This window comes from Micromonospora sp. NPDC047074, from assembly GCF_040643815.1.
Lineage (GTDB): Bacteria > Actinomycetota > Actinomycetes > Mycobacteriales > Micromonosporaceae > Micromonospora.
The window spans coordinates 19,121-40,181 of the sequence record NZ_JBEYVB010000029.1 but is presented as its reverse complement, the minus strand read 5'-3'; the positions used below and the strand labels follow the sequence as shown (position 1 = coordinate 40,181).

Genomic DNA, 21,061 nt, shown 5'->3' with positions numbered 1-21,061 from the left:
GTAAGGAAGGGCACCTTCCTATCGTTTCCGGTAGTGGAAGGTGCCCTTCCTAACCGGCAGCAGAGCGCAGGGCGCGAGACGGCGGAGGCCGCCGACCCGGTGCGGGTCGGCGGCCTCCGCCGTCGGTACGGCCGGAGTCAGCGCTGCTCGAACGGGGTGTACGTCCGCTCGGGGGCGCCGAGGTAGAGCTGCCGCGGACGGCCGATCTTCGTCTCCGGGTCGTTGATCATCTCGCGCCACTGGGCGATCCAGCCGGGAAGCCGGCCCAGCGCGAACAGCACCGTGAACATCTTGGTCGGGAAGCCCATGGCCTTGTAGATCAGGCCGGTGTAGAAGTCCACGTTCGGGTAGAGCTTGCGGGAGACGAAGAACTCGTCGGCGAGCGCGATCTCCTCCAGCTGCATCGCGATGTCCAGCAGCGGGTCCGGCTTGGCCATCCGGCCGAGCACGTCCTGCGCCGCCTTCTTCACGATCGCCGCGCGCGGGTCGTAGTTCTTGTAGACCCGGTGGCCGAAGCCCATCAGCTTCACGCCGTCCTGCTTGTCCTTCACCTTGCGGACGAAGGACCCGACGTCGCCGCCGTCGGCCTGGATCTTCTCCAGCATCTCCAACACGGCCTGGTTGGCGCCGCCGTGCAGCGGACCGAACAGCGCGTTCACGCCGGCGGAGACCGACGCGAAGAGGTTGGCGTTGCTGGAGCCGACCAGCCGCACGGTCGACGTGGAGCAGTTCTGCTCGTGGTCGGCGTGCAGGATGAACAGCATGTCCAGCACCTTGGCCATCACCGGGTCGACCTCGTACGGCTCCGCCGGCACGCCGAACGTCATCCGCAGGAAGTTCTCCACGTAACCCAGCGAGTTGTCCGGGTACAGCAGCGGCTGGCCGATCGACTTCTTGTACGCGTACGAGGCGATGGTGGGGACCTTCGCCATCAGCCGCACGGTGGACATCTCCACGTGCGAGGAGTCGAACGGGTCCAGGCTGTCCTGGTAGAAGGTGGAGATGGCGCTGACGGCCGAGGAGAGCACGGCCATCGGGTGCGCGTCACGCGGGAAGCCGTCGAAGAACCGGCGCATCTCCTCGTGCAGCAGCGAGTGCCGCCGGATCCGCTCGGTGAACTCGGTCAGCTGCTGCTGGGTCGGCAGCTCACCGTAGATCAGCAGGTAGGAGACCTCCAGGAAGGAGGACTTCTCGGCGAGCTGCTCGATCGGGTAGCCGCGGTAGCGCAGGATGCCCGCATCGCCGTCGATGTAGGTGATGGCGGACGAGCACGCCGCGGTGTTGACGAAACCCGGGTCGTACGTCGTCATCCCGGTTTCCTTCAGCAGCTTGCCCACCCCGATGCCGGCGGGGCCCTCGACTGCGGATTGCACCGGCATCGAAAGCTGCCCACCGGGGTGATCGAGCTTGACTTCCGTCATGTGTCCCTCGCTTCGCCGGCAGATCTGCGTTGAATTGCCTTCGCTTTTACCGTAATCACGGCCGAGGAGGTACCGCCCGTCGTGGTTCGGCGGTGAGGCATGCGTCACCCGTTTCCCGGCCAGCGAGCCGGGAAACCCGCCCATTTCGGGCATGAGGTCGGTGAGCGGAGCTTCGGAACGCTACCGACCCGACGCGTACGCCGAGGAGGTGGCGGCGGTCAGGAGAGGTCGAGACGGCGCAGCGACCCGTCGGGGTCGACCCGGTAGACGTCGAGCCGGTTCGCGCCGGCGTGGAAGAGCCGGTCGTCGGCGAGCAGGGCGGCGAACCGGCGACCGCCGGTGTCGCGGGGAACCACCGGGACGACCGCGCCGACCCGGCCGTTGACGGCGATCGCCAGCGGGGTGCCGTCGGGCATCTCGTCGGGCACGTCGCCCCAGACGACCGCCGGCAGCCGCCCGGCGTCCGGGTCGACGGCGCTGTACGCGGCCAGGTCGGCGACGCGGGCGGTGCCGCCGGCCGGCCGGTCCCCGACGGCGGTGCCCACCAACGGATGCGGCGCCGGCGGCACGAGCGGCGCCGGCACGCCCCCGGCGATCGGGGTCGGCTGGCCGGGGCGGTCGTAGAACACCTTGCCCGCCTCGGCCCGCGGCGCCTGGCGGGCGGACCGGCCGTCGACCGGCCACGGGAGCCGGATGGCCGCCTCGTCGGCGATGGTGGGCAGCAGGTCGACGTGCTGCCAGTTGCGGTCGTCGACCCGTCCGGCGCGCTGGCCCGGGGTCTTGACGAACGTCGGCACCCAGGCGACCTCGCCGGGAGCGGCCCGGATGGCGTCCATGCCGCGGCCCTGCGCGCCCCGCGTGAAGCTGACCCCGTGGTCGGCGGTGACCACCAGCAGGGACTGGTCGTAGAGGCCGGTGGCGCGCAGGGTGCGCAGGGTCTGCCCGATCAGCCGGTCGGTGTAGCCGAGCTGTGCGAGGTGCCGCCCCCGGGCCAGCTCCGTCCAGCCTTCGCCGTCGTTCGGCAGGTCCTCCGGTGCGTCGTAGCGCACCCCTGACGGCAGGTACGCCCACGGCGAGTGCGGCATCAGCAGGTGCAGGAAGTGCAGCGTGGGCCGGGGCGCCGGACGCAGCCCGGCCAGGAAGCTGGTGAACCGGGCCGGCTGGTTGTCGTCCAGGCTGTCCCAGCGGAACTTCGGGTCCGCCGGCACCGGTTCGGCGGCGTCGATGCCCGCCTCCGCCCGGGTGCGTTCGCGGTAGGAGTCCTCCGGGTCGACGCGGCTGTCCACCGGGGCGGTGAGCTGGCGCAGCAGCCCGCCGGCCTGCCGGACCAGCACGCCCATCCCCTGCTCCGGGCTGACCGGCTGCTCGCAGCGGCTGGGCGGGCAGAGCCGCGTGATGCTCTCCTCGGCGCGCACGTCGTACAGCCCGCCGAAGGCGGTGAAGAGGTTGTCCGGGTACTGCGAGTAGTGCGGCGCCGAGGCCCGCTGCGGGTACCGGCCGGTGAGCATCGCCGGCAGCGCGTAGGGCGTCCAGCCGCTGACCCCGGTGGCGTTGCGGTACCAGGTCGAGCCGCCGGCCAGCTCGGCGAAGTGCGGGAACCGGGCGGCGTCGACCCGCCCGTCCTCACCGAGCAGGGAGACCAGGGGCAGCTCGTCGAGGACCAGCACGACCACGGGCGGGTGGTTGCCGGGCCCCGCCACCCCGGCGGCACCGCCCTCGCCCCGGGGCAGCACGACCGTCGAGGTGGGCGAGACGAACACGAACAGCCCCACGAACAGCAGCGGGCCGGCCGCGGCTAGGCGCAGCACCCGTCCGGGCGCGCGCCACCGCCGGTGGGCGGCCGCACCGGCGGCGCCGACCAGCCCGGCGACCAGCAGCAGCGGTACGCCCCGCAGCGGCGTACCGTGCCGGCCCACCTGCACGGCCAGCGCGGCGAGCAGCAGCCCGACCAGCAGGGTGTGCGTCACCGACCGGGTGGTGCGCCCGGCCAGCCGGGACAGCACGCCGAGCAGCGCCACGGCGGCGGTGGGCAGCAGCGCGATCACCACCACCAGCAGCAGGATCTCGCCCCGGTCGGCCCGGTGGAACAGGAAGAAGTCGGGGCTGCGCCCGAGGACGTCCAGCAGCGGCTGGGTGACCACGAGCCCGAGGAGACCCGCCACCTCGGCCAGCCGGCCCAGTTCCGCCCGCCACCCGACCCGGCTGACCCGACCTGCCCGGCTGGCTTGACTGGCTCGGGCGGCGGGGTCGGGGGCGGACTGGCCTGCCGCGTCGGGGGCCGGGGCGTTCGCCCGCTCAGCCACCCACGACCGCCGCGTAGAGCGTCCGGGTGCCCGAGGGCAGGTCGAGCCGGCGCGCGATCCGGCAGCGCGCCCCGAGCAGCCGCTCGAACTCGGCCCGCCGGTAGTCGGGGAAGAGTCCCTCGGGCTTGTTCGCCAGCAGCCGCCGGGCCATCGGGTCGTCGGGGTGGACGAACTCCACCACGACCCGGGCGCCGGGGGTGGCGAGCCCGACGAGCCAGTCCAGCACCTCGGGCAGCGGCACGTTGCGCCCGATCGCCAGGTGGTGCACCACGGCCAGGGCGAGCACGACGTCCGCCTCGGCCCGGTCCGCGAACGACGCCCGCTCCACCCCGCGCCAGCCGCCGCCGGGGGACGGGTCGGCGAGGTCCATCACCAGGGGCAGGATCCGCCGCTCCCCCTGCGCGCGCAGCGCCCGGTAGAGCCCGTCGACCACGCCCGGGTCCTGCTCCACCGCGACCACGTAGTCGGCGTGCCGGGCGGCGAGCCGGGCGTACCGGCCGTCGTTGGCGCCGAGGTCCAGCGCCAGGCGGGGCCGCGGCCCCTCGGCCAGCGCCTCGGTGACGAAGCGTTCCTTGGCCGCCCGGTCGTCCGCGCTGTAGGCGCAGGTGCGCTGGTAGTCGATCCAGTGGCTGGCCGCCGGCTGGTGTTCCAGCCGGCGGACGAGCTTCTCGATCCCGCGTACGGTGGCCAGCGCCAACTCCCGGGAGTAGCCGGCGGCCCGCAGCTGGGACCGGACGTCGGCGGTGCTGGCCGTCGCGTTGCGCCGCTGCATCGCGTCGTGCAGGTGCACGTGGGTGAGCACGCCGGGCAGCAGGCGTCGGGTGCCGCCGAACAGCCGGCGCATCTGGTCTGGCTCGATGCCGTCGACCCGGGCGCGCAGCCAGGGCTGGAAGTCCAGCCCGAGGTGGGCGCCGAGCAGCAGCGGGTAGAGCAGCGTCTGGCAGAACTGCCGGTAACCGGCCCAGGGCTCGCCGTCGCGGGCCGGGGCGAACGAGCCGACGTCGATGAAGACCGGCTCCGCGCCCCGCCACTGGAGGTTGTACGCCGAGCCGTCCTTGGTGGTGAACCCGGCCGGCAGCGCCGCCCGCAGGATCTCCAGGTGCAGCAGCGCCGCGTCGCGGAGCATGGCGAAGGACCACTCGTACGGGTGGGAGACGAACGGGATGCGCTCGTGGCGGAGCACGGCGGCCCACCGGTCCCCCGACGGCACGACGGCCGGCTCGACCGGCTCGGTGCCGCACACCTTGCCGGCGGCCAGCAGGGGCGGGAAGAAGTCACTGGCGGTCAGCTCGCGCCACTGCCCGGCGGCGCGCTCGTCCAGCCCGCGCAACACGTCCCCGTCGAGGTGGAAGACCCGGTTGGCGGGGTCGCGGAACGAGCCGGGCTCGGTGCGCAGGCCGGTACGGGAGATCCCCATCGCCGGATCAGCGCTGGTCGGTGGGCTGGCGGCGGAACCGGTCGACCAGGCGCCGCCAGTAGAGCTTGGCCGCCACCGCGGCGCCGGCCACCCCGCCGACCACCGCCTGCACGATCAGGCTGCCGGACCCCGCGTCCAGGTAGGCCAGGTGTTCCACCGACCGCTCCTTCCCTCGCGTCTCGACACCGGCGTCCGCGGGCACGCCCTCTGGGGGATTTGCCTGGAAAGCCGGACTTGTCTCACACGCTACGCCGATCGTCCGGCTCGTGAGGGCCACACCCGGTAGTCCGTCCGGCGTCCGTTTCGTTCAAGACACCCGCCCGGCCCCGCCCCTACCGTGGACGCCATGGCACCGACACTCGACCTCATCGGCCTGGTCAGCAGCGACCTGCCCCGCTCCCTCGCCTTCTACCGCCGACTCGGCCTCGACATCCCGGCGGATGCCGACACCGCACCGCACGTCGAGATCACCCTGCCCGGGGGACTCCGGCTGGCCTGGGACACCGCCGAGACCATCCGCTCGTTCGACCCGGACTGGAGGCCGGGGGGCGGCGGCGGGGCCGGCCTCGCCTTCCGGTGCGCCGACCCGGCCGAGGTGGACCGGCTCTACGCGGAACTGGTGGCCGAGGGGCACCAGGGCCACCTGCCCCCGTGGGACGCCTACTGGGGCCAGCGGTACGCGGTGCTGCTCGACCCGGACGGCAACGGCGTGGACCTGTTCGCCCCGCTCCCTGCGAGCTGAGGTGTAAGGAAGGGCACCTTCCTAACGCTATGCGTTAGGAAGGTGCCCTTCCTTACACCGGGCGGGGAGGTAGCAGGGCCGTCGGCGGCACTCCGGCGAGATCGCGTACGTCGCGCGTGAGGTGCGCCTGGTCGGCGAAGCCGCAGCGGGCCGCCACCTCCGCCAGTGGGGTGTCGGCCCGGGCCAGTGCCAGCGCCCGCCGCATCCGCAGGATCCGCGCCAGCGTCTTCGGGCCGTACCCGAACAGGTGCCGGCAGCGACGGTGCAGGGCACGCGGGTCGAGACCGGTCTCGGCGGCGGTCGCGGCCACGCCCGCACCGGCCGACAGCGCGGCGGCGACCCGCGCGCCGAGCGGATCGGGCCCGCCGGCCGCCCGCAGCCGCGCCACGGCGACCTCCGCCAGTACGGCGGCCGGAACCGCCTCCGCCCGCTCGGCCAGCCGGGCGACGTCCCGGGCCGGCCACAGGTCGCCCAGCGGGACCCGCCGGTCGCGCAGTTCGACGGCCGGCACGCCGAACACCGCCGGGCCAGTGCCCGGCGGCAGCCGCAGCCCCACCCAGCGCTCCGCCGGCCCGCCGCCGCTCAGGTACGCGGTGCGGTCCGGCCCGGCCACCAGCAGCCCGCCCCGGCTCGACCAGAGCAGGTCGAGGCAGCCGTCAGGGAGCACCCTGGTCGGCGCGGCGCCCGCCGCCGTGGTGCTGGTCCACAACACCGCACGGGCGAACCCGGCGGGACGTTCCCGGTACATGCCGCCCAGCCTGCCACGGCCGGGCTAGCCTCCGGATGTGCGATGGTCGGTGTTGGACGCCCCGCTCGACTCCTCCGGACGCGGCAGGGGCGAGCGGCGGGCGCCCGAGGCGCTGCGGGCCGCCGGGCTGCTGGGCCGGCTGGGTGCGGCGGACGCCGGCACGGTCGACGCCCTGATCACCGACCCGGTCCGGGACCCGGAGACCGGTGTGGTCGGCGCCGACCAGGTGCGTCGCGCGAGCCGGGCGATCGCCGCCCGGGTGACGGAGCTGCTCGACACGGGACGGCACCCGCTGCTGCTCGGCGGCGACTGCGCGATCCTGCCGGGCGCGTTGCAGGGGCTCTCCGCCGGCTTCGACCTGTGGTTCCTCGACGCCCACCTGGATTTCGAGGACGGCCGGTCCTCGCCCACCGGCGAGGGTGCGGACATGGACCTGTCGATCGTCACCGACCACGGTCCGGCGGGGGTCCTCGACCGGGAGGGCCCGCTGGTCGACCCCGACCAGGTGCACGTGCTCGGCCACCGGCCGCTCGACCAGGCCTCGGCGGACGGCAGGGAGGCCTCCCGGGTGGACCCGGCCGTGCACCTGGTGCCGGCGAGCCGACTGCGCGGCGCCGACGCGGCGACGGTGGGAAACGATCTCGCCGCCGGTACGACGCCGGCCTGGCTGCACCTCGACCTCGACGTGCTCGACCCGCTCGTGCTGCCGGCGGTCAGCTACCCCGAGCCGGGCGGCCTGGACTGGGCCGACGTGACCGCGCTGACCCGACCGCTGGTGCGTTCCGGTCGGCTGATCGGCATGAGCGTCACCGACTTCAACGCCGACGAGGACCCGGACGGGCGCCACGCGGAACGCATCGTCCAGGCCCTCGCCGAGCTGCTGGCCGACTGACCGCCGGGACGCGGCGCTTTTCGCACCCTCGCACGGGGCACCGGCCCGAGCTAGGCGCCGGTGGTGGCGGCGCCCGGCAGCCGGACGGTGAACACGGTCCGGCCCGGCCGGCTGTCCAGCCCGACCGTGCCGTGGTGGGCCTCCACCACGGCGGCCACGATCGCCAGGCCGAGCCCGGTGCTGCCGTGCGCCCGGGAGCGGGAGCTGTCGCCCCGGGAGAAGCGTTCGAACACCTCGGCCCGCAGCGCCGGCGGCACACCGGGGCCGTCGTCGGCGACGCCGAGCACGGCGACACCCGCGTCCACCCGCAGGGTGGTGGTGACCCTGCTGCCGGGCGGAGTGTGCACCCGGGCGTTGGCCAGCAGGTTCGCCAGCACCTGGTACAGCCGCGCCGGGTCGCCGGTGACCCGCACGACCGTGTCCGGCAGGTCGAGCTGCCAACGATGCTCCGGCCCCGCCACGTGGGCGTCGCTCACCGCGTCCACCACCAGCGCGGACAGGTCCACCGGCTGCGCCGAGAGCGGGCGGCCCGAGTCGAGCCGGGCGAGCAGCAGCAGGTCGTCGACGAGGCTGGTCATCCGGGCGCTCTCGGACTCGACCCGGCGCAGCGCGTGGGCCACGTCGGGCGGCACCTCGTCCCGGCCACGCCGGGCCACCTCGGCGTACCCGCGGATGGCCGCCAGCGGGGTACGCAGCTCGTGGCTGGCGTCGGCGACGAACTGGCGTACCCGGGTCTCGCTGGCCTGGCGCGCGGCGAGCGCGGCGGCGACGTGCCCCAGCATCCGGTTCAGGGCCGCGCCGACCTGGCCGACCTCGGTACGCGGATCGGTGTCGGCGGCCGGGACCCGCACCGGGAGCGCGACCTCGCCCCGGTCCAGGGGCAGCTCGCTGACCCGGCCGGCGGTGGCGGCGACCCGGCGCAGCGGGCGCAGGGTCGCCCGCACGATGAGGGCGCCGGCCCCGCCGGCGACGACGAGGCCCACGGTCGCCACTGCGGCCTGCGCGGCGACCATCCACCAGACGGTCTCCGACACGCCCGACAGCGGCAGGCCGAACACCCGCACGGTGCCGCCCGCGGACTCCCGCGCCACCACCCGGTAGTCGCCGAGCTCCCCCAGCTCCCGGGTGCGGGGCCGGCCGTCCGCGGGCAGGTCGGCGAGGGTCGCCACCTCCCCGGCGGGGATGGCGCGCTCCTGCCGGTCGGCCAGGGTCCAGGCCCAGGTCACCCTGCCGTCGACCACCTCGGCGACGACGGCGCCCGGCGGGAAGCCACGGGGGATCCGCGCGTCCGACGGGACGGTCGCGCCGGGCGGCGGCTCGAACGGCGACGGCCCGCCACGACCGGGGCCGGTCCGCATCGGCGCCAACTGGTCGTCCACCCGGTCGATCAGGAACTGCCGCAGCGCGACCGTGGTGATCCCGCCGATGGCGACGCTGACCAGGGCCAGCAGCGCGACCAGGATGACCACCAGGCGGGTCCGCAGCGACAGGCCGGCCAGCCACCGGCGGAGCGGGCCCACCCGCCGCTCACTCCGCCGGTCGGAGGACATACCCCGCGCCGCGCAGCGTGTGGATCATCGGCTGCCGGCCAACGTCGATCTTCTTCCGCAGGTACGAGATGTACAGCTCCACCACGTTGGCCTGGCCGCCGAAGTCGTAGTTCCAGACCCGGTCGAGGATCTGCGCCTTGCTCAGCACCCGGCGCGGGTTGCGCATGAGGTAACGCAGCAGCTCGAACTCGGTGGCGGTGAGGGTGATCGGCCGGTCGCCGCGGCGCACCTCGTGGCTGTCCTCGTCGAGGCTGAGGTCGCCGACGGTCAGCACCGCGTCGGTGCGGGCGGCGACGGCGAACCCCGAGCGGCGCAGCAGCGCCCGCAGCCGGGCGATCACCTCCTCCAGGCTGAACGGCTTGGTGACGTAGTCGTCGCCGCCCACCGTCAGCCCGGCGATCCGGTCCTCCACCGCGTCGCGGGCGGTCAGGAAGAGCACCGGCACCGTCGGCGCCTGCTCGCGCAGCCGGCGCAGCACCTGGAAGCCGTCCAGGTCGGGCAGCATCACGTCGAGCACCACGGCGTCCGGCTGGAACTGCCGCGCCGCGTTCAGCGCCGACGTACCGTCGCCCGCCGTGCGCACCTGCCAGCCCTCGTAGCGCAGCGCCATCGACAGCAGGTCGGCCAGCGTCGGCTCGTCGTCGACCACCAGCACCCGCACCGGTTCGCCGTCGGGGCGGCGCAGCTCCACCCGGCCCGCCCCGACCTGCCCGTCCGTCACCATGACCCCCATCGTGGGTCGGCCCGCTGTGCCCGATGTGTGCGTCAGCTGTGTCCCCGCTGTGCGTCGGCCGGGCCCTGCCCCGGTGCCCGGCGCCCCGGCCACCGCCGGCCGGCCGCCCGACGCGCGACGGGTGGTCTCATTCGGTCATGCCCACCGGGTAGGTGTGCACGAAGCGCATCGTCCAGGTGTCGTCGCCGACGGGGTGCCCGCGGCGGTAGAGGTGGTCCGGCCCGCCACCGGCCGGTGCCCCGGCCCCGTCGGGATGCCGCAGGACCCAGTGCGCCGGTGGGGAGCCGTCCGGCTCGGCGGGCAGCGCCCGCACCAGGTCGTGGGCCGGGCCGTCCACGAAGCGTACGGTCACCTCGCTCATCCGCGCCCGCCTCTCCCGCGTACCGCCCTGCCGTCGCCCTGGCTCGCAAGCTACCGGATCCGGGCGCGGCCCCGCCCGGATCCGGTAGCGGTTTGCCCTGATCGGAGCTCGGGTACCGCAGCGGAGAAGCCGTCGCGGGTGCCGACGGCCACGAGTCACGAGGAGCAGTCGATGCGGACGCTGGACGGGCGGTACCGGCTCGAACAGCGCATCGGCATCGGGGGCATGTCGGAGGTCTGGCGGGCCCACGACGCGGTGCTGGACCGGCCGGTCGCGGTGAAGGTGATGTCGCCCGGGCAGAAGGGGCAGGAGGCCACCGTGGCGCGGATCCGCGCGGAGGCGCGGTCGGCCGCCCGGCTGGTCCATCCGAACGTGGCGTCCGTGCACGACTTCGGCACGTGCGCGACGGGACCCGGTGGCCAGGTGCCCTACATCGTCATGGAGCTGGCCGAGGGCGAGACCCTGGCGGCGCACCTGCGGGCCGGGCCGCTGGACTGGCGCATCGCCGTACGGGTCTGTGCCGAGGTCTGCGCCGCGCTGGCCGCGGCCCACGCGCACGGCATCGTGCACCGCGACGTCAAGCCGGCGAACGTGATCCTGGCCCCGGCCGGCGTGAAGGTGCTCGACTTCGGCATCGCCACGCCCTCCGGCACCCCGGACGAGTTGCCGGAGGGGATGGTGGTCGGCACGCCGGCCTATCTCGCGCCGGAGCAGTGGGAACGGGCGCCCGCGACGCCGGCCGCCGACATGTACGCCGTCGGCGTCCTGCTCTACTACTGCCTGACCGGGCGGCTGCCGTACGCGGCGGGCACGACGACGCAACTGCTCGGCGCACGGCGGCGGCAACCGCCCCTGCCGCTGCCCGAGATCGAGGGGCTGCCGCCGGAGGTGGCCGAGCTGTGCGCGAGTTGCCTGGCCGACGACCCGGACGACCGGCCGTCCAGCCTCGTGGCCGCGCTGCTGCTGGCCGAGACGGTGGACGCCCGGGTGTACGTGCCGATGCGGCAGCCGGTGGCACCGCGGCAGCGCGCCGTGCCGGTGTCGCCGTGGACCGCCCGGGCCGCGGCCGAGGTGACCGAGGCGGCCCCGATCCCCGGCTGGTCGACCCAGGCCGGCTGAGCCTTCCCGGGCCGCCCGGGTGGTCCACCTCCGCTCCCCGGCGCCCGCCGCCGGCTCTCCCACCGGCAGCTGCGGTTTCACCTTCCTGGGGTCGGGTAGCCGGGCGGGTGAGCGACGGGAGGAACGCGATGCCGGAATCGAGCTCATGGCTGAACGAGACGGCCACCGCGACCGCCGAGGGCGGCCACGTACGCACCGACGACGGGGGCCTGTCCACCGCCCTGGCGTCCCCGTTGGCACCACACTGCTCGGGACTGACCCCGGAACAACTGCTCGCCGCCGCCTTCGCCTCCTGCCTGCACCACGCGGCGGTCGAGGCGGCGGGCGAGATCACCGACGAGGCGCACACCGTGCAGGTCCGGGCGGAGGCGAAGCTCGGGCGCGACGACGACGGCCGGTACCGGGCCGACGTGCACGCCTCCATCTCGTCGGCGGGGCTCACCCGGCAGCAACTGGCCGAGCTGGTGGAGCACGCGGACCGGCTGTGGCCGTTCACCAGCGGCGACGGCAGCCGGCACCGGCTCACCGTGACCCCGGCGGAGAACGGCCGACACTGACGCCTCCAGGGCCGCGCGATCTTGCACTCTGTGCCCTGACAAAAGCCACATCGCCCCCAAGGCAGGGGCCGAAAGTGCAAGATCGCGATCGCGGAGGGGTCGTGTGGCGTGCGGGCGTGTCCGCGTCTTGGGGCCGACCCGGGGGTCGACCGTCGGGTCGGGGGGCCTCCACCGTTCGGTGGAGGTCGCCCCGTTACGCGGGCAGCCCGCCCCGAGATCGACTCTCCGCCCGATAAACACCCGCTTAACGGGATATATGCGAAAGAATAGACAAGCCGAGATCGCGGCATTGGTGGGTCTTCAGACCTGATCGACCCGAAGATCGCCGCAAATTGTGACGCATGCCACCAACCGGGCCGATGGCAAGGCGCGCTCGGCTTTCTAGCCTCGGCGGGTGCATCCCGACGACCCCATCGACCAGAAGCCGACCCAGGATCGACCGGCTGCCTGCCCAGACGACCCCGCCTCCACCGAACGGACGACCGGGCGCCACCGCGCCGGGGACCGGCAGCGGCGCGGTGGCCGGGCCCTGTTCGCCTCCACCCCCCTCCGGGTGGCGCTGGCCACCGGCGTGACCTGCTGCCTCGGCGCGGCCGCGTTCGTCGGCACGCGCGACGACGCCGACCCCCCGCGGGAACCGGTGGCCGAGGCACTGGCCGACCGGGCCGTTGACGACGACCGCGCCTCGCGGTCCCTGGACCGGGCCGCCTCCCCGTCCCCCACCCCCACGGCCAGCCCCAGCCCCACGCCGAAGCCGACCCCGTCGGCCACCCGCAAACCGAAACCCAAGCCGACCAAGCCACCCCGCCCGCGCCCGGTCGCCGGGCTCACCCAGGCCCAGATGGACAACGCCAAGATCATCGCGGACGTGGGCCGCGAACTGAAGATGCCGCGCCGCGCCCTGGTGGTCGCCGTGGCGACCGCGATGCAGGAGAGCAGGCTCTACAACCTCGCCAGCGACGTGCTCCCGGAGTCCAGCCAGTACCCGCACCAGGGCAGCGGCTCCGACCACGACTCGGTCGGCCTGTTCCAGCAGCGCCCGAGCAGCGGATGGGGCACCGTGCGCGACCTGATGCGCCCGGCGTACGCCGCGCGGGCGTTCTACGAGGCGCTGCGCGAGGTTCCCGGTTGGCAGGAGATGAGCGTGGCCGGCGCGGCCCAGGCCGTGCAGATCTCGGCCTTCCCCGACGCGTACGCCCAGCACGAGACCCTGGCCACGACGGTCGTCGCCGCGCTGACCTGACCGGTGCCCGGAGGCGGCCCGGCGGCCGACGCCGGGGCTCGCAGGGTTGGCCGGGTCAGCGGATCCCCGCGCGACCGCCCGGCGGCTCGCTGGACGCGTCCGCGCCACCCCGGGCGGCGATCCGGGTGCCCGGCACGCCGGCCGCGGCGGTCGGGGTGTCGGCCGGGACCGGCTCGACGGTCAGGCCATCGAGGAAGTGGTCCACCCGGGCCTCGCGCCGCCGCCGGGCGTGCAACGCCTCCTCGAAGTCCCGCCGGGCCTGCACCGCCTCGGCATAGACCCGCTCGCGCACCTGCCGGGCCTCCTCCCGGGCCGCGTCGAGCTCGAACCGCGCCTGGGCCAACAGGTCGGCCGCCGCCCGCTCGGCGTCACCGGCTCCGCGCCCGATCTGGCCCGGGCCACCGGAGTCGAGCCGTTGCAGCACGCCGCGGAGCGCCGTCGCCTCCTCGCGGATCAGGTCCCACTCGCGACCGGCCCTGGCGGCGCCCTCGGCCCGGGCGGCGATCCGGGCCAACCGGACACCGATCTGGTCCAGGCAGGAGTCGACCTGCCGCTGGTCGTATCCGGTCGTAACGACGGAGAACCTCATACTGTCGCCCCCCAGGCAGCTGGTGTTTCCTTCCCCACCCTGGATCCTCTGCGCCGAGGGTGGCAGCCGCCGGGGTTCGGGAAAAATGTTCAGCATGCGGACGCCTCCGGCGCCCGCGCGCGTCGTGGGGTGTCGACGGGCGCCCGGGCGTGGACAATGCGCCCGCGGCGGCTCAGGACCGCTTGGGAAGCACGACCACCCGGCCGAAGAACTCGTCGATCCGCTGCACCACGTCGTTGAAGTCGTCCAGGTCGATCGGCTTGGTGACGTACGCGTTTGCCTGGAGCGTGTAGCTGCCCAGGATGTCCGTGTCGGCGTTGGAGGTGGTCAGCACGACGATCGGGATGGTGCGCAGGTCCTCGTCACCCTTGACCTCGCCGAGCACCTGCCGCCCGTCCATCCGGGGCATGTTCAGGTCGAGCAGGATCACGTCGGGGCGCCGGGCGTCGACGTGGCGCCCCTCGCGGCGCAGGAACTCCATCGCCTCCTGGCCGTCGTTGACGACGTCGATGACCTTGTCGACGTCGGAGTCCGCGAGGGCCTCCTCGATCATGAGCACGTCACCCGGGTCGTCGTCCACCACCAGAATACGAACGGGACTCGCGCTGTCTGCACCCATCACTACCTGCTTCGTGTCGGTGGAACGGAGAACGCGAGGCGTTCCGCGCTGGCGGGGCAATCTAGCCCATCAGCCGGCGGTGCGCGCCGTCGGGTCAGCCCGGTCGGGCTCGTAGCGCAACACGTCGGCCAGCCCGGTCACCTGGAGCACCCGGTCGACCCGACCGCTGGCGCCGGTCACCCGCAGCCAGCCGCCGTCGGGGGCGACCAGGTTGTCACCGCGGACGAAGGCGGCGATCCCGGTGGAGTCGCAGAACGTGAGCGCGGTCAGGTCTACCAGCAGCCGGCGCTCGCCGCCGTTGACCAGCCGGTCGATGACCGCGTTGAGCTCGGGCGCGGTGCTCAGGTCGAGCTCGCCGGCCAGCCGCAGGCACGTCCCTTCGCCCTCGCGTTCGACGTACGAGACGGTGAACGCCACCCGGATCCCCTTCGCTCCACCACAGGCGATTGCTTGCAGCAGGGCAATTATAAGCAGGAATGTCGGGCAGGGCCGCACCGGCGTTCAGCGCACTCCGGGGCCGCCCGCGGTCACGGACGAACCGGCCGCGACGAGGAACCGCGCGGCCCGGGGGAAGTCCCGCAGGACCCGCCCATAGTGTTCCAGAGTCGACCCCAGCACGGGAGCCGGCACACCACGGCTGGTGAGGATCTCGACCAGCCAGTCGACGAACTCGGTGAACAGCGTGCCGTCGTCGACATAGAGCGCGGCGGCCAGGAAGTCCACGATGTGCCCGAGGTCGCTGACGGTCGAGTCCAGTTGGTTGGGGGTGTAGTCGCGGGCCGACGGGTGGCGTTCGCGCAGGTCGGCCAGTGCCTCGTCGATCAGCTCGCCGCGCCGCCTGACCAGACCTGCGTACTCGTCGTCGGCCAGGTGGGCCAGGTCCGCCGGTGGCACGCGGCGCAACGCGCGCTCGTCGGCGACCAGGTCGGCCGCGGTCGGGGCGTCGGGCGCCCACGCGACGCCGAGCCGCCGGGCCCAGCGCCCGTCCGCGCCGAAGCCGCGGCCCCCCACCACCACGGGCACGTCCACGCGGCGACACGCCTCGACCATGCGGTGCGCGTACGGCAGCCGCATCGGCAGCGCGCAGGCCAGCGCGACCGCGTGCGCGTCGTGCCGGTGCAGGTACGACACCAGGTGGGCCGCCGGAACGCTCGCGCCGAGGAACGTCACCTGCCAGCCCCGTAGCCGCAGCACCTCGGCGACCAACCGGGGCGGCAGGGCGTGCCACTCGCCGTCCATGCAGGCCACGACGATCCGGCCCCGTGTCGGGCGCGGGTTGGCGTACGCGGCGACGGCCGCCACCACCCGTTCGCTGATGTGCGTCGCGGCGTGCTCCTGGGCGACGCTCCACTCGTTGCGGGCCCACCGCTCCCCCACCTCGGCCTGTGCCGGGGCGACCAGGTCGAGCAGGACGCGCTCGGCGGGCACCCCGACATCGAGCAGGCCGGTGGCCACCTCGACGGCGGCGTACTCGTCCGCCTCGTCGAGGCAGTCGAGGTATCCGGGCCAGGCGCCGGCCGGGATGGCCTGGATGGTCGGGGCGGCGGTCACGGGTGCTCCCTCGCGTCGGTGGTGGCGGTCGCGTCGGGCACCGCGTGCAGGTGCCGGGGCGCACGCCCACCCGGGCCGGTCGCGCGCAGCGCGAGGACGGCGATGTCGTCGTGGTCGCCGTGGGCCAGCCAGTCGCAGGTCACCTGCTCGACACGTTCGGCCAGGGCGGGGGCGGGCATCCGGTGGCAGCCGGTGAGCGCATGGACCAGCCGCTCCGTGCCGAACTGCTCGTCGCCCCGGCGGCCGCCCCGCGCCTCGGTCACCCCGTCGCTGTAGAGCAGGCAGGTCTCGCCCGGCTCCAGCCGGACGGTCACCTCGCCGATCCGGGGGTCGGGGACGACGCCGACCAGCATGCCGGACAGCGGGACCGGCTCGACCTCGCCGGAGCCGCGCAGCACCAGCGGCGGAAGGTGGCCGCCGCCGGCCAGGGTCAGGGTCAGGCCGCCCTCGCGCAGCGGCCGCACCACCCCCAGCACCATGGTGGCGAAGCGCCCCTGGCCCTGCGCCTGGCTGGTCTCCAGCAGCGCGTCGTTGAGCAACTTCAGCAGCCGCCCGGGCTGCGACTCCACCCGGTGCAGCGCCTGGAGGCACTGACGCAGCTGACCGGTGAAGATCGCCGCCTCGACGCCCTTGCCGGAGACGTCGCCGAGAAAGAAGACGGAGCCGCCGTCGGCCAGCCGGTGCGATCCGTAGAAGTCCCCACCGATGCGCAGACCCGCCTGGGCCGGCCGGTACGCGGTACCCCACTGCACCCCGGCCGCCTCGGCCGGCTCCACCGGCACCAGGCTCGCCTGAAGGGTGTCGGCGACCTCGGCCTGGTCGCGGTAGAGCAAGGCCGTGGTCAGCGCCGCACCCGCCCGGGCCGCGAAGGCGCGGACCAGCTCCAGGTCCGCCTCGTCGTACCAGTTGGTCACGCTCCGCGCGACCAGCAGCACGCCGACCGGGGCGTCCCGGCCGGGCAGTGGCACCACCCTGGCGCAGCTCTCCGCCACGGCCGAACCGGGCAACCAGCCGACCGCCACGGCCTGCTCCACCAGCCAGTCGACGGTGTGTGGCTCCGCTCCGTCCAGGCCCTCGGCGATCGCCGAGGGCAGGTCGGGGGCGGGCAGCACCCCGCTGTCCACCACCGGGGCGTCGTCGTCGGCACGGTCGGCCCGCCACCAGCGGGCCCGCCCGGACCGGGGTGCCAGCACCAGCACCGCCACCTCGGCCAGCGTGGGCACGGCGAGCCGGACCACGGCCGCGGCGGCGCGGTCCGGGTGCAGCGGATTGCCGAGCTTCTCGCCGACCACGGCCAGGAACGCCGAGCGGGCCCGCTCGGCGAGCAGGGCATCGGCGCGGGTGACGCTCTCGGTGACGTCCTCGACGTACCAGCAGCGGCGGGCGGCCGACAGGGACGCCCGGCGTACGCGCAACCGCCGGCCGTGGTGCGTGAACTCGCCGCTGCCCGACAGTCCCGGGATCCCGGCCGCCACGAGCAGCTCGCCGGGGGTGGCCTCCGGCAGCAGCCGCCGCGCCATCGCGCTGACGTGCCGCACGACGCCCTGCGCGTCGCAGACGACGAGGCCCTCGCGCAGGTGCTCGACGACCTCGGACCAGTCGGGCGGAGCGGGCGCACGGTCGGCGGCGAGCCGGGAAACCGTGGGCGTCGGACGTACCGGAACGTCGGCGGACCACGCCGTGGCTTGTGCGGCACTCGGCGTGGGGATCCGCCCGTCGCCGGGATCCCAGTCCCGGACGTCGGCAGCAGTCACCAGCTAAGCCCCACTCCTTCTCGGCACCCGCGGCGCCCCTGGGGCGGCGCATGTGGTCATATCTCCGACACCCACCCTACGCCCGTACGCCGGGAGCGCCACCCGGCGCCGTGGTGGGACCGCGATCGCGTATCCGGCGGGACCCGCCGGGCGTTGTTACGATCCCCTCGACCCTGTGCTGCGGAAAGGCGTGATCGTGCTGTCCCACCGGCGCCAACCCGAGGCTAATCCGTTGAGCATGACTGTCGACCGGTCGGATCCGGGCGCACCGCTCATCCTGGTGGGGGGCGATCTCGCCTACACCACCGCCGGGCCGTTGCGCACCGGGATCGACCGGGTGCTGGCGGACGCACCGCCGGCCCTCGTCCTCGACTTCGCGGACCTGATCTTCATCGACAGCACCGGGCTCGGCGTCATCGTGCACGCGTGGCGCGAGGGGCAGCACGGCGGCACTGCCCTCCAGCTGCGCGCCGTGCCCCGGTTCCTGGAGACGATCCTCGACATGACCGGTGTCGCGGACCTGCTCGCCCGGCCACTCGGCGACGGTCTGACGCCCGCCGAGGACGCCACCGGACGACCCACCCGCCCGGCCTGACGCGATCCGCCGGCCCCGGGGGTTGCGCCCGGACCCACGGCTGGGAACATGGAAGCATGGCCGCCCAGCTCCTGACCATCGAGGTGACCAGGCTCGAGGCCGGGCGTGCGCGGCTCCGGCTCGCCGGTGAGCTGGACTTCGACACCGCACCGGAGCTCGTCGCCGCCGCCGCCGAGCTGCGCCAGGACGGCTACCGCGAGCTCCTGTTCGAGCTGAGCGGGGTCAGCCTGTGCGACTCTTCCGGGCTCAGCGCGCTCCTCACCGCCCGGCACACCGGCACGGCGATCCGGCTCTCCGGGGTCGGCCCCCAGCTGCGGCAGTTGCTCGACCGCACCGGGTTGGCCGAGCTGCTGACGGTGGAACGTGCCACCGACGGCGACGTCCGCCGGGCGGGTTGAGCCGGCGCGGGCTGCCGACAACCCGCGGGTACAGGTGGGGGGTGGCCCCCGACCCTGGGACCAGGGGCCGGGGGCCGGAGTGAGGATCAGGGTGCGGTGAGCGGTTGCAGCCGGGGGCCGGTGGTCCGCGGCTGCCGCGTCACCGGCGGCTCGGCGTCCTCGGGTGGCCCGGAATCGGGCGTCTGGAAGAGATAGCGGACGAACACCCCACCCGCCTCGTTGTCGTCCGCTCCGGGCCACTGCCCGATGCAGTCCACCCCGACCACCTCGCGACCCGAGCCGTCGGTTTCCTCCAGCAGCGCCCACAGGCTCACCGGATAGCACCGGGTGGCCTCGGGCGAGAGGCGCCAGCGGGCGTACCAGCCGGGTCGGGCGGGAACGATCTCGACGATCCGCTTCATCACGACCTGTCCTTCCGTGTTCTCGGAAGTTCTCCGGTCCACTGCGATCGTCGGGCCCCGCCGGGTGATCGCCCCTCACCCCCGGCGGATGAAGCTCCTGCGGCGTACGCCGTGACGTCGCCGGAGGGGCCGCAGGCGTCCGTTTCGGCGCCGGTCACGGCGGGAAGGCGACCGGCGGAAGCGAGGAACACCAGCGGAAGCGAGGTGTCACCATGCGCAAGCAGATGGAGGGCGACAACCAGCGCCGCCGCGCGCTGGCCCGCCAGGCCCGCGAACGCGGCATGCAGGCCAGCGAGACCGGAGCCAGTCTCAGCGCCTCGAAGCAGCTCACCCACCTGGACCGGGGCAAGCGTGCCGGTCCGCCGCCGGCCGGCGCCCGCAAGCCGGACAGCACGCGGGGTGGGCCCGCGCCGCCACCGGCGGGTATCCCGGAGGCCCCCCGTCCCCTCCCGGACCGGGATTCGGGCGCGCCCGGGGTGACCCCGATCGGCTACCACGCGCTGGTCGACGACGTCGTCCGCCGCACCGGGACCGACTTCCGGAGCGCCAAGGTGGGCGTCGAGTCGACGGTACTGGTCCTGGCCTGGGCCCTGGGCGAGGCCGAACGCCGGCGGCTGCTGTCGGCGGTGCCGTCGAGCCTGCACGACGTCCTCCCGGTGGACGGCATCAGGCGGCGCCACGACCTGCCCGGCTTCCTGGCCGAGGTGGGCCGGATCAGCGGCCGGACGCCGGAGCAGGCCCGCTACCAGGCGGAGGCCACCGTCGCGGCACTCGCCGACCACGACGGCGACCTCATCGAGTCCCTGCACGTGCCGGACGGCCTGCGGGACCTGCTGGAGCCCCCGCCGGCCGGTGGCGGGCTGGTCGGCGCGATCAGCGCCACGCCACCGCTGGACGACGCGGACCTGCGGGCGGCGCTGCGCGGGTTGCCGTACTGGTCCGGCGACGGGAACGTGCTGTACCGCACGGTCGAACTGCCGTCGGACAACCTGGACCGGGTGCTGAACCGGATCGACCAGCTGCGGCAGGACACCGGCCGCGGTCCACGCATCGGCCGCTCGGGCCCGACCACCGCCGTGGTGACCGTACGGTCCCGGCAGGCGGACGCGGTCACGGCCATGGACGTCGACCTCGCCCACGCGGTCGACGACGCGATCGACGAGGCGGGTGCCGGGATAGCCACCGGCTGACCCGGCTCGCGGGCCGGCGGGCACCCCCCGCCGGCCCGGCTCCGGCTCGGCTAGCCTGCCGGGGTGGATCCCGACGCGCACCGGTTGGAGCTGGTCGTCGACCCGGCCCGGCCGACCGGGCGTACCCTCCTCGCCGCCGGTGTCGAGCAGTCCTACGTGGACGTGGCCGACCCCCGACACCTGCACTTCGAGTACGTACGGCGGATGGCCGCGGTGGCCGACCTCGCGGCTCCGCCCGGCCGCCCGCTGGACGTGTTGCACCTCGGCGGCGGCGCGCTGACCCTGCCGCGCTACCTGGCCGCGACCCGACCCGGGTCGGCGCAACTGGTCGTGGAGCGCGACCCGGCCGTGGTCGATGTCGTGGCGCGGGACCTGCCGGCGCTGCCCGCCGAGGTCGAGATCCGGGTGGCCGACGCCCGGGACGCGCTGACCCACGCACCGCCGGCCGGTTACGACCTGGTGCTCGCCGACATCTACCGGGCGGCGCGGATGCCGGCCCACGTACGCGGCGTCGAGTTCGTCACCGAGGTGGCCCGGACGCTGCGCCCCGACGGCGTCTACCTGGTCAACGTGACCGACCTGCCGCCACTGGTCTTCGCCCGGGTCCAGGTGGCCACCCTGCGGGCCGTCTTCGCCGACGTGTGCCTGGTGGCGGACCGCCGGATGCTGCGCGGGCGGCGGTACGGCAACGTGGTGCTCGCCGCGGCGCCGCGCCCCGGGCGGCTACCGGTGGCCCGGCTGGCCGCCCGGGCCGCGCGTGACCCGGTGCCGGGCGGCGTGCTGCACGCCGCGGCCCTGGACGCGTTCGTCGCCGGGGCCCGGCCCGCCACGGACGCCACCCTCCCCGCACGCTGACGTGTCAGGAAGGGCACCTTCCT

The 21,061-nt window shown here is 74.6% G+C and carries 23 protein-coding genes; 9 read left to right on the top strand and 14 right to left on the bottom strand.

What is annotated here, in order from left to right; translation table 11 throughout:
- Window positions 1-137: 137 nt before the first annotated feature.
- From ABZ809_RS25615 to ABZ809_RS25600, 4 genes are all read right to left on the bottom strand, one after another.
- Window positions 138-1,421, bottom strand: coding sequence for a citrate synthase (locus ABZ809_RS25615; protein ID WP_357565140.1), 1,284 nt, complete (start codon window positions 1,419-1,421; stop codon window positions 138-140).
- Window positions 1,422-1,639: 218 nt separating this feature from the next.
- The gene (locus ABZ809_RS25610; RefSeq protein WP_357565139.1) at window positions 1,640-3,724 is read right to left on the bottom strand and encodes a sulfatase-like hydrolase/transferase; all 2,085 of its coding nucleotides are present in this window, start codon (window positions 3,722-3,724) and stop codon (window positions 1,640-1,642) included.
- Window positions 3,717-5,141, bottom strand: a complete 1,425-nt coding sequence (locus ABZ809_RS25605; protein ID WP_357565138.1) for a methyltransferase — start codon at window positions 5,139-5,141, stop codon at window positions 3,717-3,719. The genes ABZ809_RS25610 and ABZ809_RS25605 overlap by 8 nt, the downstream gene beginning before the upstream one ends.
- Before the next feature lie 7 nt (window positions 5,142-5,148).
- Window positions 5,149-5,298 (bottom strand): hypothetical protein, encoded by a 150-nt coding sequence (locus tag ABZ809_RS25600; protein WP_165947858.1) that lies wholly within the window; start codon window positions 5,296-5,298, stop codon window positions 5,149-5,151.
- 189 nt (window positions 5,299-5,487) lie between these two features.
- Here ABZ809_RS25600 and ABZ809_RS25595 point away from each other — a divergent pair, with 189 nt between their 5' ends.
- On the top strand, window positions 5,488-5,883 hold the full coding sequence (locus ABZ809_RS25595) for a VOC family protein (protein ID WP_357565137.1): 396 nt from the start codon (window positions 5,488-5,490) through the stop codon (window positions 5,881-5,883).
- Window positions 5,884-5,935: 52 nt separating this feature from the next.
- Here ABZ809_RS25595 and ABZ809_RS25590 read toward each other — a convergent pair whose 3' ends face one another.
- Complete coding sequence (locus ABZ809_RS25590) at window positions 5,936-6,631, bottom strand: helix-turn-helix transcriptional regulator (protein ID WP_357565136.1); 696 nt, start codon at window positions 6,629-6,631, stop codon at window positions 5,936-5,938.
- Window positions 6,632-6,668: 37 nt separating this feature from the next.
- Between ABZ809_RS25590 and ABZ809_RS25585 the strand changes: the two genes are divergently transcribed.
- The gene (locus tag ABZ809_RS25585; RefSeq protein ID WP_357565135.1) at window positions 6,669-7,523 is read left to right on the top strand and encodes an arginase family protein; all 855 of its coding nucleotides are present in this window, start codon (window positions 6,669-6,671) and stop codon (window positions 7,521-7,523) included.
- A gap of 50 nt (window positions 7,524-7,573) precedes the next feature.
- On the opposite strand, the gene ABZ809_RS25580 is transcribed toward ABZ809_RS25585, so the two are convergent.
- The 3 genes from ABZ809_RS25580 to ABZ809_RS25570 all read right to left on the bottom strand — a co-directional run bounded on the left by ABZ809_RS25580 (window position 7,574) and on the right by ABZ809_RS25570 (window position 10,167).
- Window positions 7,574-9,022 (bottom strand): HAMP domain-containing sensor histidine kinase, encoded by a 1,449-nt coding sequence (locus tag ABZ809_RS25580; RefSeq protein WP_357565178.1) that lies wholly within the window; start codon window positions 9,020-9,022, stop codon window positions 7,574-7,576.
- 28 nt (window positions 9,023-9,050) lie between these two features.
- Window positions 9,051-9,797, bottom strand: a complete 747-nt coding sequence (locus ABZ809_RS25575) for a response regulator transcription factor (protein WP_357565134.1) — start codon at window positions 9,795-9,797, stop codon at window positions 9,051-9,053.
- Window positions 9,798-9,933: 136 nt separating this feature from the next.
- Entirely contained in the window at window positions 9,934-10,167 is a 234-nt protein-coding gene (locus ABZ809_RS25570) for a hypothetical protein (RefSeq protein WP_357565133.1), read from the bottom strand.
- 171 nt (window positions 10,168-10,338) lie between these two features.
- Here ABZ809_RS25570 and ABZ809_RS25565 point away from each other — a divergent pair, with 171 nt between their 5' ends.
- The 3 genes from ABZ809_RS25565 to ABZ809_RS25555 all read left to right on the top strand — a co-directional run bounded on the left by ABZ809_RS25565 (window position 10,339) and on the right by ABZ809_RS25555 (window position 13,086).
- Entirely contained in the window at window positions 10,339-11,286 is a 948-nt protein-coding gene (locus ABZ809_RS25565) for a serine/threonine-protein kinase (RefSeq protein ID WP_357565132.1), read from the top strand.
- A gap of 128 nt (window positions 11,287-11,414) precedes the next feature.
- Window positions 11,415-11,843, top strand: coding sequence for an OsmC family protein (locus ABZ809_RS25560; protein WP_357565131.1), 429 nt, complete (start codon window positions 11,415-11,417; stop codon window positions 11,841-11,843).
- 394 nt (window positions 11,844-12,237) lie between these two features.
- On the top strand, window positions 12,238-13,086 hold the full coding sequence (locus ABZ809_RS25555; protein WP_357565130.1) for a hypothetical protein: 849 nt from the start codon (window positions 12,238-12,240) through the stop codon (window positions 13,084-13,086).
- Window positions 13,087-13,141: 55 nt separating this feature from the next.
- On the opposite strand, the gene ABZ809_RS25550 is transcribed toward ABZ809_RS25555, so the two are convergent.
- The 5 genes from ABZ809_RS25550 to ABZ809_RS25530 form a co-directional block, all read right to left on the bottom strand.
- Window positions 13,142-13,675 (bottom strand): ATPase, encoded by a 534-nt coding sequence (locus ABZ809_RS25550; RefSeq protein ID WP_357565129.1) that lies wholly within the window; start codon window positions 13,673-13,675, stop codon window positions 13,142-13,144.
- A gap of 172 nt (window positions 13,676-13,847) precedes the next feature.
- Window positions 13,848-14,294: a response regulator gene (locus tag ABZ809_RS25545; RefSeq protein ID WP_357565128.1), complete on the bottom strand. Its 447-nt coding sequence runs from the start codon at window positions 14,292-14,294 to the stop codon at window positions 13,848-13,850.
- Between the two features lie 69 nt (window positions 14,295-14,363).
- Entirely contained in the window at window positions 14,364-14,711 is a 348-nt protein-coding gene (locus ABZ809_RS25540) for an STAS domain-containing protein (RefSeq protein ID WP_357565127.1), read from the bottom strand.
- 84 nt (window positions 14,712-14,795) lie between these two features.
- Window positions 14,796-15,845, bottom strand: a complete 1,050-nt coding sequence (locus ABZ809_RS25535) for a cobalamin-dependent protein (protein ID WP_357565126.1) — start codon at window positions 15,843-15,845, stop codon at window positions 14,796-14,798.
- Window positions 15,842-17,599 (bottom strand): PP2C family protein-serine/threonine phosphatase, encoded by a 1,758-nt coding sequence (locus tag ABZ809_RS25530; protein ID WP_357565125.1) that lies wholly within the window; start codon window positions 17,597-17,599, stop codon window positions 15,842-15,844. The genes ABZ809_RS25535 and ABZ809_RS25530 overlap by 4 nt, the downstream gene beginning before the upstream one ends.
- Before the next feature lie 238 nt (window positions 17,600-17,837).
- Here ABZ809_RS25530 and ABZ809_RS25525 point away from each other — a divergent pair, with 238 nt between their 5' ends.
- On the top strand, window positions 17,838-18,194 hold the full coding sequence (locus ABZ809_RS25525; RefSeq protein WP_357565177.1) for an STAS domain-containing protein: 357 nt from the start codon (window positions 17,838-17,840) through the stop codon (window positions 18,192-18,194).
- 56 nt (window positions 18,195-18,250) lie between these two features.
- Window positions 18,251-18,592, top strand: coding sequence for an STAS domain-containing protein (locus ABZ809_RS25520; protein WP_357565124.1), 342 nt, complete (start codon window positions 18,251-18,253; stop codon window positions 18,590-18,592).
- A gap of 86 nt (window positions 18,593-18,678) precedes the next feature.
- Here ABZ809_RS25520 and ABZ809_RS25515 read toward each other — a convergent pair whose 3' ends face one another.
- Window positions 18,679-18,993, bottom strand: coding sequence for a hypothetical protein (locus ABZ809_RS25515; RefSeq protein WP_357565176.1), 315 nt, complete (start codon window positions 18,991-18,993; stop codon window positions 18,679-18,681).
- 212 nt (window positions 18,994-19,205) lie between these two features.
- Between ABZ809_RS25515 and ABZ809_RS25510 the strand changes: the two genes are divergently transcribed.
- Window positions 19,206-20,183, top strand: coding sequence for a DUF2267 domain-containing protein (locus ABZ809_RS25510; RefSeq protein ID WP_357565123.1), 978 nt, complete (start codon window positions 19,206-19,208; stop codon window positions 20,181-20,183).
- A gap of 63 nt (window positions 20,184-20,246) precedes the next feature.
- Entirely contained in the window at window positions 20,247-21,038 is a 792-nt protein-coding gene (locus ABZ809_RS25505) for a fused MFS/spermidine synthase (RefSeq protein ID WP_357565122.1), read from the top strand.
- Window positions 21,039-21,061: the final 23 nt, after the last annotated feature.